The sequence below is a fragment of the Nocardia sp. NPDC055165 genome, from assembly GCF_053606985.1.
On the sequence record NZ_JBSGSS010000020.1, the window covers coordinates 1 to 12,971 of the forward strand.

Annotated in this window: 13 protein-coding genes and 1 rRNA gene; 4 read left to right on the forward strand and 10 right to left on the reverse strand. The window is 67.4% G+C overall.

Going from position 1 to position 12,971, the window contains the following annotated elements; translation table 11 throughout:
- The 8 genes from ACWFRF_RS30705 to ACWFRF_RS30740 form a co-directional block, all read right to left on the reverse strand.
- Positions 1-356 (reverse strand): 16S ribosomal RNA (locus ACWFRF_RS30705); the annotation flags it as partial.
- Positions 357-906: 550 nt separating this feature from the next.
- Positions 907-2,193 carry a tyrosine--tRNA ligase gene (gene tyrS, locus ACWFRF_RS30710; protein ID WP_379316252.1) on the reverse strand — a complete coding sequence of 429 codons (1,287 nt, stop codon included), beginning with the start codon at positions 2,191-2,193 and terminating at the stop codon, positions 907-909.
- A gap of 28 nt (positions 2,194-2,221) precedes the next feature.
- Entirely contained in the window at positions 2,222-3,070 is an 849-nt protein-coding gene (locus ACWFRF_RS30715; RefSeq protein WP_379316250.1) for an alpha/beta hydrolase, read from the reverse strand.
- Positions 3,071-3,255: 185 nt separating this feature from the next.
- Positions 3,256-3,681 carry a DoxX family protein gene (locus ACWFRF_RS30720; protein WP_378994284.1) on the reverse strand — a complete coding sequence of 142 codons (426 nt, stop codon included), beginning with the start codon at positions 3,679-3,681 and terminating at the stop codon, positions 3,256-3,258.
- A 108-nt stretch (positions 3,682-3,789) separates the two neighbouring features.
- Positions 3,790-4,398, reverse strand: coding sequence for a DNA-3-methyladenine glycosylase (locus tag ACWFRF_RS30725; protein ID WP_378994282.1), 609 nt, complete (start codon positions 4,396-4,398; stop codon positions 3,790-3,792).
- A gap of 84 nt (positions 4,399-4,482) precedes the next feature.
- Positions 4,483-5,628, reverse strand: coding sequence for a low temperature requirement protein A (locus ACWFRF_RS30730; protein ID WP_378994280.1), 1,146 nt, complete (start codon positions 5,626-5,628; stop codon positions 4,483-4,485).
- Positions 5,629-5,758: 130 nt separating this feature from the next.
- Complete coding sequence (locus tag ACWFRF_RS30735; RefSeq protein ID WP_452453613.1) at positions 5,759-6,649, reverse strand: RNA polymerase sigma-70 factor; 891 nt, start codon at positions 6,647-6,649, stop codon at positions 5,759-5,761.
- 77 nt (positions 6,650-6,726) lie between these two features.
- Positions 6,727-7,905 (reverse strand): NAD(P)/FAD-dependent oxidoreductase, encoded by a 1,179-nt coding sequence (locus ACWFRF_RS30740; RefSeq protein ID WP_452453615.1) that lies wholly within the window; start codon positions 7,903-7,905, stop codon positions 6,727-6,729.
- 187 nt (positions 7,906-8,092) lie between these two features.
- Between ACWFRF_RS30740 and ACWFRF_RS30745 the strand changes: the two genes are divergently transcribed.
- The 4 genes from ACWFRF_RS30745 to ACWFRF_RS30760 all read left to right on the forward strand — a co-directional run bounded on the left by ACWFRF_RS30745 (position 8,093) and on the right by ACWFRF_RS30760 (position 11,836).
- On the forward strand, positions 8,093-9,607 hold the full coding sequence (locus ACWFRF_RS30745) for a multicopper oxidase family protein (protein WP_452453617.1): 1,515 nt from the start codon (positions 8,093-8,095) through the stop codon (positions 9,605-9,607).
- A gap of 72 nt (positions 9,608-9,679) precedes the next feature.
- Positions 9,680-10,414, forward strand: coding sequence for an ABC transporter ATP-binding protein (locus ACWFRF_RS30750; RefSeq protein ID WP_378994271.1), 735 nt, complete (start codon positions 9,680-9,682; stop codon positions 10,412-10,414).
- Positions 10,411-11,172 carry an ABC transporter permease gene (locus tag ACWFRF_RS30755; RefSeq protein ID WP_378994269.1) on the forward strand — a complete coding sequence of 254 codons (762 nt, stop codon included), beginning with the start codon at positions 10,411-10,413 and terminating at the stop codon, positions 11,170-11,172. The genes ACWFRF_RS30750 and ACWFRF_RS30755 overlap by 4 nt, the downstream gene beginning before the upstream one ends.
- A 28-nt stretch (positions 11,173-11,200) precedes the next feature.
- A complete protein-coding gene (locus tag ACWFRF_RS30760) occupies positions 11,201-11,836 on the forward strand; it encodes a TetR/AcrR family transcriptional regulator (protein ID WP_378994267.1) in 636 nt (211 codons plus the stop codon).
- A gap of 1 nt (position 11,837) precedes the next feature.
- Here the strand turns inward: ACWFRF_RS30760 and ACWFRF_RS30765 are convergent, their stop codons facing one another.
- Positions 11,838-12,644: a class I SAM-dependent methyltransferase gene (locus ACWFRF_RS30765; protein WP_379312933.1), complete on the reverse strand. Its 807-nt coding sequence runs from the start codon at positions 12,642-12,644 to the stop codon at positions 11,838-11,840.
- Positions 12,645-12,742: 98 nt separating this feature from the next.
- Positions 12,743-12,967 (reverse strand): Trm112 family protein, encoded by a 225-nt coding sequence (locus ACWFRF_RS30770; protein ID WP_378636876.1) that lies wholly within the window; start codon positions 12,965-12,967, stop codon positions 12,743-12,745.
- Positions 12,968-12,971: the final 4 nt, after the last annotated feature.

Genomic DNA, 12,971 nt, shown 5'->3' on the forward strand with positions numbered 1-12,971 from the left:
TTCCCCACTGCTGCCTCCCGTAGGAGTCTGGGCCGTGTCTCAGTCCCAGTGTGGCCGGTCACCCTCTCAGGTCGGCTACCCGTCGTCGCCTTGGTGAGCCGTTACCTCACCAACAAGCTGATAGGCCGCGGGCCCATCTCGCACCGATAAATCTTTCCACCACCGAACATGCATTCAGTGGTCATATCCGGTATTAGACCCAGTTTCCCAGGCTTATCCCGAAGTGCAAGGCAGATCACCCACGTGTTACTCACCCGTTCGCCGCTCGTGTACCCCGAAGGGCCTTACCGCTCGACTTGCATGTGTTAAGCACGCCGCTAGCGTTCGTCCTGAGCCAGAATCAAACTCTCCGTTGAAGACTCTCGAAACAACCCTCCGAAGAGAGCGAATCAAAATTATCTAACTAGAGTCCGAAAACCTAGCAAAGCGAACACCAGCAAAAAGATTCGCTGTTGTTCAATGTCCAACCTCCCACGACCGGGGGGTACATGAAAGATTGGAACCAATAATAACTATTGGCACTGACATTCATCGACACACTATTGAGTTCTCAAAGAACACACGCACAAACGGAATGACCGGATCGTTCCGGATCTTCCGAAGGGCAACTGTTCCAGCCTAACCTCACGTCCAGACGAAGTCAATCGTAAGCCTGGTCACAAGATCTTCAGCTCTGTCAGGCGTTTCCCCGTACTACCGCGTTTTCCCATGGCCCGCCAGCCTCTCGGGCTAGCGTCTCGGCTCCGGGTTGGTGTCCGTGTCGCTCTGACTTCCAATAAGTTACGCGCCGGATAACGCCGCGTCAAATCGCCTGGACAGCACCGGATCTCCGCAGGTCACGGCGGTGCGCTCAGCCCTTGCGCCGGCCTGAATCACACGCATGTGACTCAGGCCTCCGCAACGACGTCAGGCTATCCGATGCACGCCCGCCATGTTCTTCTTTCCGCGCCGCAGCACCAGCCACTCGCCGTGCAGGTAGTCGGCATCGGAGGGAGTCCATTCGAGGTCGCTCACCCGCTGGTTGTTCACCGACGCACCGCCTTCGTTGACCACCCGGCGGGCCGCGCCCTTGCTTTCGCACAGGCCGGACGCGACGAGCAGGTCGACGATCGTGTTCGGTTCACCCGGCACCACCTCGGCGACCTTGCCGTCGACCGCGGCTTCGCGCAACGCGGCGCCGAGCGTGGACAGCGGAAGTTCGCCGAGCTCACCGCGGCCGAACAGGGCATGGCTGGCCAATTCCGCCGCGCGGGTCTCGGCCTCGCCGTGCACCAGCGTGGTCATCTCGGCTGCCAGGCGCTTTTGCGCCTCGCGGGCGAACGGACGTTCCGCTGTCGCCTGCTCGAGTTCGTCGAGTTCTTCGCGGCTCAGGAAGGTGAACCAGCGCAGGTAGCGCACGACATCGGCGTCGGCGGTGTTCACGAAGTACTGGTACCAGGCGTAGGGGCTGGTCAGTTCGGGGTCGAGCCACAGGCTGCCGCCACCGGTGGACTTGCCGAACTTCTTGCCGTCGGCCGAGGTCACCAGCGGCACGGTGAGCGCGTGCACATGCGCGCCGTCGACGCGCCGGTTCAGTTCGACGCCGGCGATGATGTTGCCCCACTGATCGGAGCCACCGACCTGCAGCGTGCAACCGTGCTCGCGCCGCAGCTGCAGGTAGTCGTTGGCCTGCAGCAGCATGTAGCTGAACTCGGTGTAGGAGATGCCGTCGCCTTCGAGCCGCCGTTTGACGGTGTCGCGGGCGAGCATCACGTTCACGGAGAAGTGCTTGCCGACATCGCGCAGGAAGTCCACGGTCGACAGCGGGCCGGTCCAGTCCATGTTGTTCACGATGACCGCACCGGTCGGCGACTCGTCGAGGTCGACGAACCGCTCGAGCTGGCCCCGGATGCGCTGTGCCCACTCGGCGACGGTATCGGTCGAGTTCATGATGCGTTCGCCCACGTCACGTGGGTCGCCGATCATGCCGGTCGCGCCGCCGGCGAGCACGATCGGCCGATGCCCGGCCAGCTGGAAGCGCTTGAGCGCGAGCAGCGGGACGAGGTGGCCGGCGTGCAGGCTGGCGGCGGTCGGGTCGAAGCCGGCATAGAGCGTCAGGGGCGCGGTGGCCGCGGCAGCGCGCAGCTCGTCCAGGTCGGTGGACTGCGCGATCAGGCCGCGCCAGGTCAGTTCGTCGAAGATGTCGCCGGTCACGCTGACCCATCTTTCCGCATGCGGTTCGTCAGTCGCGTGCGCGGGTGAGCCAGGCGAGCAGATCTGCTTCGACCTCGTCGCGGTTGGTTTCGTTGAGGACTTCGTGGCGGGCGTCCGCGTAGACCCGGTAGGTGAGGTCGGCCAGGCCCGCGTCGCGGTAGCGCTGGACGAGCAGGTCGGACAGGCGGAGCTTGTTGTTGAGCGGGTCCTTGTCGCCGACCATCACGTAGATGGGCAGGTCGGCGCGCACGGTACTCGGATCGGACAGCCGCGTCTGGGCGTTGCCCGCGAGCAGGCCCATGTTGGCGTCGTCGATGGCGAAACCGCACCAGGGGTCGGCGTTGTAAGCATCGACCTGGGCTTCGTCGCGACTGATCCAGTCGGCGTCGGTGCGGGTGGGCTGGAACTCCGCGTTGAAGAAGCCGATCAGGTCACCACCGGCGGCCGCGATCTCGCCGAACAGGCCGTCGACCGCGGTCGTGCCGCTCAGCACCACCTCGTCGACGAGGCCGGAATGGTCGAGCAGGTACTGCTGCACGGCGAAGGAGCCGAGGCTGTGGCCGATCAGGGTGACGGGCAGCCCGGGGTGACGTTCGCGAAGGATCTCGGTGAGCGCGACCTCGTCGGCGACGAGCAGGTTCCAGCCGTCGGGGCCCAGGTCACCCGGTACGGCACCCATGCTGAGCCCGTGCCCGCGGTGGTCGTCGGCATAGACGGCGAACCCGAGACCGGCCAGTCGTTCGGCGAGGTGGCTGTAGCGGTCGGAATGTTCGCCCATGCCGTGCGCGATCTGCACGACCCCGCGCGGCTCGGTCTCGGTGGGGAGCCAGCTCCGCACGTGGATCGTGGTGCCGTCACTACTGGGGAAAGTGAACACGGGCGCTCCTGCTCGTACGGTCTTCTCAACGTGGTTCTCGATCGTCGCACCTGCGAGGGATTCGCCCTATTGGGTTCGGCGACGAAATCGGGAGCACGAGATCAGCTCCGTCACCGAACTCTCGGCACGCCGACAATCGCCGGAACCTCACGGCTCCGGCGATTGTCAGCGTGTCGAGTGGTGGCTCATCGCACCAGCGCGGTGATGGTGGCGCGGCGTTCGTAGGCGATCCAGGCGAAGATCGCGGCCAGCACCAGTGGGAAGATCCCCATCGCGGGCTTGTCGGCGATGAAGGCCTGCGTCGCCGCGGCGAGCACCGTGAGCACGGACAGACCGGCGGCGGCCAGGCCGGACAGGCGCGGCACCATCAGGCCGATTCCGCCCGCCACCTCGACGACTCCGATGAAGATCAGCAGCCCGATCGGGATGGTCAGGTTCTCGGGGGCGTTGTCCATCAACGTGTTCGGGATGACGAGCTTCGGGCCGCCGGAGGCGATGACGAAGAACAGGCCGAGCACGATCTGCAGGGTCCACAGGACGCGGTTGCGGATCTTGCCGGGGCGGTAGCCGGCGGCGTCGGAGAGGTTCGCGGAGGGGGTCGCAGTGGTCATGGTCTCGTCCTTCGAGTCGGTCGCGCCGGGTTGGTAGCGCGTTCAACAGATAGGACGGACCGTCGCCGGAAAACTCATCGCTGTCGGCGAAGTCTGTCGAAATCGTCGCTAGGGCATCGGGGCGCGAGGGCTGCGCCGATAGACCGAGACGGCGGGCGAGGCCGGTAGCCAGAACCGCCACGGGATCTCGGCGGCCACGCTGACACCCACTCGGGGACCGGTGGCGATATCGGACTGCGGCACCGGTGGTTCCAGTGCGAGGCGCAGCGCGGAGAACGGGTCGAACAGCTCGGTTCCGTAGTCGGACATGCTGATGCCGAGCGCGCTGCCGACATTGCCCGGCCCCCGCGCCAGATCGGCGTCCGTGCGGGCGGCGGGCCTGCGTTCGCGAGCGAGGTCGATGCCCTCGACTACTTCCGCCGCGCGCACGAGCACCGCACCTGCCTCACCGTCGTAACCACCGGTCACGTTGACACAGAGATGAATTCCGTACGAGCGGTAGACGTAGAGCCGCCCGGCCGGGCCGAACATCACCGCGTTGCGGGCCGTCGGCCCCGGCCAGGAGTGTGCGGCCGGATCGGGCCACGGTCCGTCGGGGTTGCTGCCGTAGGCCTCGACTTCCACGATGCGCAGCGCCACCGGTCCCGACCACAGGATCGCGCCGAGCAACCTGCGGGCGGCGGTAGGGGGATCGACGGCCAGTTCCTGGGCGGACACGACCGTCATTGTCACCCAGTCGGGCACCCACGCGCGGCATTCCGTTGCCGCGCGTGGCCGAAGGTACGCCGATGCGACCGGTACTCAGGCGTAGGCGCTGTGCTGCCCGGCGCGCAGGATGCGCCGATCGTCGACGATCACCACCGCGTAGGCGACCGCTACCAGGGCGGCGAGTTGGCCCCAGGCGAGCCAATACACCCCGATCGGCGTGGTGGCGGCGACGGCGAGGGCGCCGAGCAGCCTGCCGCGGGCACCGGACAGACCGAGCGCGGTCCGGAACCAGGACTGTCCGGCGAAGTAGAGGGCGACGCCGCCGGACAACGCGCCCGCGGCGGCCCAGCTCACCGGTTCGCCGCCGTGCGCGATGCTGAGCGCGATCCCTGCCGACGTGAGGATGACACCGACCAGGAGCGGATAGAGCGCATAGTCGTAGGCGACGAGCGCAGGCCGCACCCGTTCGAGGTCGGGTCGTTCGCCCAGCGCGTGCTCGCCGCGTTCGTCGTCGAAACCGAAGTAGGCCCACCACAGCACGTACGCCAGCGCCAGCCCCAACGCGACCATGGCCAGCAGCGCGACGGTGATCGGTTCGCCTGCCAGCCCGACGCCGAGGGCGACGATCGATTCGCCGAGCGCGACGATCACCACCAGCCCGTGCCGCTCGCAGAAGTGCGAGACGCGCACCCGGAACCCGGCGGTGTCGACGAGGTAGGGACTGAGGATCTGCACCGCGAAAGCCCCTGCCCAGAGCACGTATTGCAGTGGCGGGTGGGTGAAGCCGCCCGCCACGACCAGGGTGGCCGATACCGCGTTGAGTGGCCCGATCCGGCGGATCGCCAGGACGGCCGACGCCCCGCCCGCCGAGGCGAACATCGCGGTGTGGATCGCGGTCACCAGCAGATAGCCGATGCCGAAGGCGACACCGGTGCCGTGGAAGGCGTCGGGCACGGCGAGCGCGAGCATGAAGAACGCCGACATCCCGACCAGCAACCAGGTCCGGCGCGAGGACGAGCTCGGCGCGACCTCGTTGGTCAGCCAGACGTACCCGCTGTACATCCACCAGATCACGCCGAACATCAGCGAGACCTGCAGAACTGCTTCCCATCCCGGATGGTGCACGAACACGTGGGTGAGCTGGGTGATCGTGAAAACGAAGACCAGGTCGAAGAACAGTTCCAGGGTCGAGGCCCTGACCTGGCCACCTTCGGCCCGGTCGTTGAGATTGCTTGACACGGCAGAATGGTAGGGCCAGTGACCGGTTCGCGCGAACCCAGCGCGGGACGCGGTTTCACCCCTGATGCAGGAGGGGTTCTCGGCCGGGACGAGCTCGTCCCGGCGCGACAAACGGTCAGCGAGGGGTTGCTCAGCCGAGCAGGTCGGTGCCGCGGTACAGCCCGGCCAGCTTGCCGGGGTTGACCTGGAAGCGCAGATTCTGGATGTGTCCGTCGACGAGGTCGAAAGTGAAGGCGGCGCCGGGGTTTCCGGCGAAGGAGGCCAGGGTGCCGAGCTCACCGTTGATGCCGGTCGCGGTGAGTTCGAAACCCGCGGACGACGGTTTGGCGAGGACGCCCAGGATCCAGCGGGCGACGTGGTCGGGTCCGTGCAGGGGGCGACGGGCGGCGGTGACCACGCCGCCGCCGTCGGACCAGCACGTGACATCGGGGGCGAGCAGGTCCATCAGGGCATTGAGGTCGCCGCCTGCGCAGGCGGCCATGAACTGTGCGGTGACCTGGGCGCGGGCGTCCTTGTCGGTATCGAATCGTGGACGTCGCGAGTGGACGTGGTTCTTCGCGCGGTGCGCGATCTGGCGCACGCTCGCCTCGGACCGTTCGAGGGCTTCGGCGATCTCGGCGTGCGAGTAGCCGAACACTTCGCGCAGCAGGAACACCGCGCGTTCGACGGGGGTGAGGGTTTCCAGCACGACGAGCATGGCGGTGGAAACGGTGTCGGCCAATTCGGTGTCCTCGGCGATATCGGGCGATGTCAGGACCGGCTCGGGAAGCCAGGGGCCGATATAGCTTTCGCGAGTCGCGCGGGCGGAGGTGAGTCGGTTCAGCGAGAGATTGGTGACCGTGCGGACCAGGTAGGCCTTGGGATGGGTGACCGCGGCGCGGTCGGTGTCGTTCCACTTGAGCCAGGTGTCCTGCAGGACGTCCTCGGCGTCGGTGACGGTACCGAGCATGCGGTAAGCGGTCGCGAACAGCAGGCGGCGGTGTTCGAGAAACGGATCCTGATCGGCCATACGATCTACCATGTCGCACGCTCCGTCACGGTGGCCACTCGGTGGGCGCCGAGCAGGCTCGGCGCCCGATCGGCGACGGTGCAGGCTGTTCACGCGACGGCGCGAGTCACCTGGCCGCCCTTGGACAATTGCACGTTCATGGTCATCTTCTTACTGGCCTTGAACGTCGGAACGGGGCTGCTGCTGACCAGCTCCTTGTAGATGCGCGCGGCCCAGCCGGTGAGGTAGAGGCGGCGCGGGGTGTCGTCGGCGTTGGTGAACTGGATGACCGCGTCGCGGCGGCCCAGGCTGACCGGCTGGTGGAAGTACCCGAAGCGGAACGGCCGCACTGTCTTGCCGCGCAGTTCGGCGGCGATCAGGTCGGCGGTGTAGGCGGCGGTCGGCAGGCCGCTCTGACAGGTACCGTGCACCTGCCCCCACTCCTGGCGGACGGCGGCCGCGTCACCGATGGCGTGAATCATGGGGTGCGACAACGACTTCAGTGTCGGGTCCACGACGATGAGGCCACGCGCGTCGGTCTCGATCCCCGCCTCGGCGGCCAGCGGTGAGACCCGCACGCCGGTGGTCCACAGCGTGAGGTCGGCGCCGATCACCGAGCCGTCGGCGAGCTCGACCGCGTCGGGCTGCACCTTGGCGACGCGCACGCCGATCTCGCGGACGATGCCGAGCAGGTCCATCGCCTTGTTCAGGTGGGCGCGGGCTTTGTCGCCCATCATCGCGCCCGGCTCGCCCGAGCTGATCAGGGTGACGCGCAGACCGGGGTGGCTTTCCGCGATCTCGGTCGCGGCTTCGATGCCGGTGAGTCCACCACCGCACACGGCGACACAGGCACCCTGCGCCGCGAGGGTGGCGAGCTTGCCCGCGAATTCGTGGGCGAGGCGCGGGTCGTCGAGGGTGAAGGCGTGGTCGGCGACACCGGGCACCAGGGAGGTCTCGGCGGTGCTGCCGAGGGCGTAGATCAGCTCGTCGTAGGCGAGTTCGCCGATGCCGTCGACCTGGACGCGCCGCGCGGCGGGGTCGATCGCGGTGACCCAGCCCTGCACGAATTCGACGCCGGTGCCGTCGAGGATTTCCGGGATGTCGTGGTGGGCGAGTTCCTGACCGGCGGCGATCTGGTGCATCCGCAGCCGCTCGGTGAAGCGGGCCGACGGATTGACCAGGGTGATCGCCACATCCAGTTTTCTGGTGCGCCGGGCCAGGCGGATCGCGGCCAGTATGCCGGTGTAGCCGGCCCCGAGGACGACGATGCGGTGCGTAGTGGTGGTCATTGCGGTACTCCTGTCGGTGGGATGTTCATGGGACAAAGCAGCTCGCAGGAACGTGACAACCCGGCAATGTGATCCAAGTCACATGGCTCTGACCTGCGGGAAACCCTGAAATCCGCGACCGGAAATCAGGGTCGCACCGGGGACGCACCCGGATGTGGCGCCGGGTTCGCGTCCCTACCGTCGACGCATGGCTTCTCCCCCACGCCGGCTACGCCGCATCCTGCTCGGCGCGTGCGCCCTCGTCGTCACCCTGGCCACCGCGATCGGCGCCGGGGTGGCGTGGACCTGGAGCTCCGCCGACATCGCGACGGTCGGCACCACGGAATTCACTCAGCCACTGCGCATCCCACCGCTGGCGGATTCGACTGTCGACTCCACCGGAACACGGGTGTTCGCCCTCGATATGCGCACCGGGACAACCACATTCGAGCCCGGCCGCGCCACCGAGACGTGGGGCTTCAACGGCAGCTACCTCGGCCCCACCGTGCGCGCGGCCCGCGGCGAACGCGTGCGAGTCCAGGTGCGCAACCAGCTCCCCGAGGCATCGACAGTGCACTGGCACGGCATGCACCTGCCTGCCGCCATGGACGGCGGGCCGCACCAGATGGTCGACTCCGGTGCGACATGGACACCGGAATGGACTGTGGATCAACCGGCTTCGACTCTCTGGTACCACCCGCACCCGCACGGCGCGACCGAGGACCATGTGCGCCGCGGCCTGGCGGGCCTGTTCCTGATCGATGACGCACCGAGTGCGGAACTGCCGCTGCCCAGCACCTACGGCGTGGACGACATCCCGGTGATCGTGCAGGACATGCGTCTGCGCGGTAGCCGCCTCGACAGCGCGCACGCGATCTTCCGGGACATCGGCTTCCTCGGCGACCGCACCATGGTCAACGGCACCCTGTCCCCCTATCGGGAAGTCGGGGACGAACTGGTGCGGCTGCGCCTGCTCAATGCCTCGACCGCGCGGATCTACACCTTCGCCTTCGACGACGCCCGCGCGTTCGCGATGATCGGTTCCGACGGCGGCCTGCTCGAACGCCCCACCACCCTCGATCACCTCCGACTCTCACCCGGCGAACGCGCGGAGATCGTGGTGCGGATGCGGCCCGGTGAGCGCACGGTGTTGCGCAGCGAGAAACTCGCGGCGGGTCTCGACTTCTGGTCGAACCGGTTCTCGGGCGGTGACGACACGTTCGATGTGCTCGAACTGCGCGCGGCGGCGACCTTGCGCCCCTCCGCTGGGTTACCGGAAACTCTTGTGCCGCTGTCGATTCCCGATGGGACCGACTCGGTCATGCAACGGCGCTTCGACCTGACCCTGGCCGGTATCAACGGCGAGCGCATGGACATGAGCCGCATCGACACCACGGTCACCCGGGGCACCACCGAGACCTGGGTCGTGCGCAACATCGACGGCATGCCGCACAACTTTCACGTCCACGATGTGCAGTTCCGGGTGCTCGAGTACGACGGCAGCCCGCCCCCGCCCGAGCTGACCGGCGCCAAGGACACCATCTTCCTGCCACCGAATACGGCGACGACGCTGGCCCTACGGTTCGACGGGCCCGCCGATCCGACGACGCCGTACATGTATCACTGCCATCTGCTGTGGCACGAGGATGTCGGGATGATGGGCCAGTTCACCGTTGTCGAACCAGGTCAGCAGGCCGTGACACCTTCGGGACACGCCCACTGACCTTGCCACCTCGAAACCATCGCGCTAAATTCATCACGTAGTGAATTCAACACTCGATGAATTGAGGCGACCATGTCGCGCACCGCACCGCCACCGATCGCCGTCCGGGTCGCGGACCTGACCGTCAAACGCGGAAAACGCCCCGTCCTGCACGGCCTCACCCTGGATATCCCCCGCGGCTCGATCACCGGCCTGCTCGGACCGTCCGGTTGTGGGAAGACCACCCTGCTGCGCAGCATCGTGGGAACGCAGCTGGTGGAATCGGGCACCGTCACGGTGCTCGGCGAACCGGCGGGCAGCGCCGGGCTGCGGCGCCGGGTCGGTTACGTCACCCAGGCGCCGAGCATCTACGCCGACATCAGCGTCCGCGACAACGTGGCGTACTACGCCGCGCTCTACGGGCGCGACCGCGACGACACCGAATCCGCGCTCGTCGCAGTCGGTTTGGCCGATCACGCGGATCAGCTCGGCGACCAGCTCTCGGGTGGCCAGAAGACCAGGGCATCCCTGGCATGCGCGCTCGTGGGCAAGCCGGAACTCCTGGTGCTCGACGAACCGACAGTCGGCCTCGATCCGGTGTTGCGCGTGGAACTGTGGAAGCAGTTCCGTGAATTGGCCGCGGCGGGAACGACTCTGCTCGTGTCGAGTCACGTGATGGACGAAGCCGAGCACTGCGACAAGCTGCTGCTGATGCGCGAGGGCAACCTGCTCGCCCAGCTCAGCCCCGACGAACTGCGCGAGCGCACCGACGAACAGAACCTCGAGGCCGCTTTCCTGACCCTGATCACGATGGGAGAGCACGCATGACCACGCTGCGCCCCTACACCGCCACGACCGCCCGGATCCTGCGACAACTGCGCAACGATCACCGCACCGTCGCGATGATCCTGGTGGTCCCCGCCCTGCTGATGACGCTGCTGTACTTCATCTACCAGGACGCACCGCGCCCGCCGCACGCCCCGCTGACGATGTTCGACCGGGTCGGCATCACGATGCTCGGGATCCTGCCGTTCATCGTGATGTTCCTGATCACCGCGATCGCGATGCAGCGCGAACGCACATCGGGAACCCTCGAACGACTGCTCACCACACCGCTGAGCAAGCTCGACCTGCTCGCCGGATACGGCAGCGCGTTCTCCCTCGCCGCCGCCGCGCAGGCCGCGGTCGCCTGCGTGGTCGCGTTCTGGCTGCTCGGACTGACCGCCGCGGGCAGCCCGGGCTGGGTCATGCTGATCGCGATGGTCGACGCGGTGTGCGGCGTCGGGCTCGGCCTGCTGGCGAGTGCGTTCGCGCGCACCGAATTCCAGGCCGTGCAGTTCATGCCGGTGATCGTCGCGCCGCAGATCTTCCTGTGCGGGCTGCTGGTACCGCGCGACCGGCTGCCCGGCTGGCTCGAGGCGATCAGCAATGTGATGCCGTTGAGCTACGCGGTCGACGCGCTCCAGCAGGTGTCGGTTCACGCGGAGCCGACAGCTGCGATGTGGCGCGATATCGCCGTCGTCGCCGGGTTCGCGCTGGTGGCGCTCGGCCTCGCCGCGGCTACTCTGCGTCGACGCACCCCGTAGCGAACACGACCCGACGAGAGGATCCACGATGAGTGACGGCGAATCCGGTGCCGGCACAGCGAAATCCGGGCGCACCGGACGCAGGCCGGGCAACGCCGACACCAAGCTGGCGATCCTCGACGCGGCGCGGGTCCGGTTCGCCGGCGCCGGGTTCGACAAGACCTCGATCCGCGCGATCGCGGCCGATGCCGATGTCGACCCGGCGCTGGTGCACCACTACTTCGGCAACAAGCAGCAGCTGTTCGCCGCCGCCGTGGACTTCCCGGTCGACCCGGACACCACGCTCAGAGCCGTCGACGCCGCGCCGATCGCCGAGCTCGGCGCGACGATCGTGCGCGCGGTCGTCACCGTGTGGGACTCCCCCGCCGGACCCGGCATCGTGGCCATGGTCCGCAGCATCTTCGCGGGCGGCGATCAGAATCTCGCGCGCACGTTCCTACTCCAGGTGGTGCTGGAACGGGTCCGGGTGCGCATCGCCACCGCCGACGACGACGGTCGCGCCAGGGTCTCGCTGGCGGCATCCCAGATGATCGGGGTCCTGACCGCCCGCAAGATCATCGCGCTGGAACCGCTGGCCTCGATGCCGATTGATGCCGTGGTCGATGCCGTCGGCCCAGTCGTACAGCGCTACCTGACCGGTGAGATCGAGACCGGCAGTTGGTGATTCAGCGCGACCTCACCCGCACGATCGCCGGTGGCACATCGCGCAGCAACGGCAACGCGCCGAAGATCGGCAGGGTCGCGGCCAGCGGACCGTGCGAGGGACCGTAGGAGCTCACCGTCACCTCGCCGACCGCCGGACTCCACGACCGCAGCAGCGCCGCGATCTTGCTGCGCTCGATCCCCCACGGCATCGGCGGCGCCGTGTAGTCCGGCGTCGTGTGGAACCCGCGCACGGTCTTGCGGGAGAACCACGGCGGGATCGTGTCGAACATCAGCTCCACGCCGGGAAATCGTTCGAGAATCGCGGCGACAAGACGGCGCACGTCGTCGGGCGCGAAGTACATCAACAGCCCCTGCGCCGTGACGAAGACACCGCGCTCGGGGTCGACGTGGTCGAGCCAGGTCAGATCCAGCGCACTGATCGGCAGATACGCACACCTCGGCGTCGGCGGCAGGAATCGAGTGCGGATCTCGATCGCCTCGGGCACATCGACGCACAACCATCGCACCGCGCCGTCATCGCACCGCTGGAACTGGGTCTCGAGCCCGGCGGCCAGTTCCACCACGGTCCCGCCGGGATGCGCGGCCAGCCACGGCCGCAGTGCCTCATCGAAGCGGGCCGAACGTACAGCGTGGGTGCCGTCGGGCTCGCCGAAGGTCCGCGTGTAGTCGAAATCGATGGTGTCGTAGAGGCGTTCACAGTCCGGATCGGTCAGGACCGCGTCGGCGCGCTTCACCTCCGCACCACGGTTGTGCAGGGTCCACAGCATGGTCAGCGGAATGCCGCTCAATGCGACGTCATCAGCCATCGGACGCACTCTTTCCTGATCGGGTCAGCACCTCAGCACGAACTAAGGTAAGCCTAACTCCGATTCGGGAGCGGTGGGGAAGCTGCCGAATGGGCCGATCAGGATTCGGCGACGAAGAATTCGTGCTCGGCGTCGGAGACGTCGCGGGCCTCGTCGATCAGCAGCACCGGGATGCCGTTGTCGATCGGGTATGCGCGACGTAGACGCGGGTTGTAGAGCACGCTCACATCGGCTTCGGTGCGCACCAGCTGCAGGGGACCCTTGTCCTGGGGGCAGGCCAGCAGGCCGAGCAGGGTTGCGTCGATGGTGGATTCGTGCGCCATGTGC

What these genes read in the sequence shown, in the direction of transcription:
- ACWFRF_RS30770 (WP_378636876.1), bottom strand. Translation starts at nt 12,967, where the DNA reads ATGGCGCACGAATCCACCATCGACGCAACCCTGCTCGGCCTGCTGGCC.
- ACWFRF_RS30760 (WP_378994267.1), top strand. Translation starts at nt 11,201, where the DNA reads ATGAGTGACGGCGAATCCGGTGCCGGCACAGCGAAATCCGGGCGCACC.
- ACWFRF_RS30745 (WP_452453617.1), top strand. Translation starts at nt 8,093, where the DNA reads ATGGCTTCTCCCCCACGCCGGCTACGCCGCATCCTGCTCGGCGCGTGC.
- ACWFRF_RS30755 (WP_378994269.1), top strand. Translation starts at nt 10,411, where the DNA reads ATGACCACGCTGCGCCCCTACACCGCCACGACCGCCCGGATCCTGCGA.
- ACWFRF_RS30765 (WP_379312933.1), bottom strand. Translation starts at nt 12,644, where the DNA reads ATGGCTGATGACGTCGCATTGAGCGGCATTCCGCTGACCATGCTGTGG.
- ACWFRF_RS30735 (WP_452453613.1), bottom strand. Translation starts at nt 6,649, where the DNA reads ATGGTAGATCGTATGGCCGATCAGGATCCGTTTCTCGAACACCGCCGC.
- ACWFRF_RS30750 (WP_378994271.1), top strand. Translation starts at nt 9,680, where the DNA reads ATGTCGCGCACCGCACCGCCACCGATCGCCGTCCGGGTCGCGGACCTG.
- ACWFRF_RS30720 (WP_378994284.1), bottom strand. Translation starts at nt 3,681, where the DNA reads ATGACCACTGCGACCCCCTCCGCGAACCTCTCCGACGCCGCCGGCTAC.
- ACWFRF_RS30740 (WP_452453615.1), bottom strand. Translation starts at nt 7,905, where the DNA reads ATGACCACCACTACGCACCGCATCGTCGTCCTCGGGGCCGGCTACACC.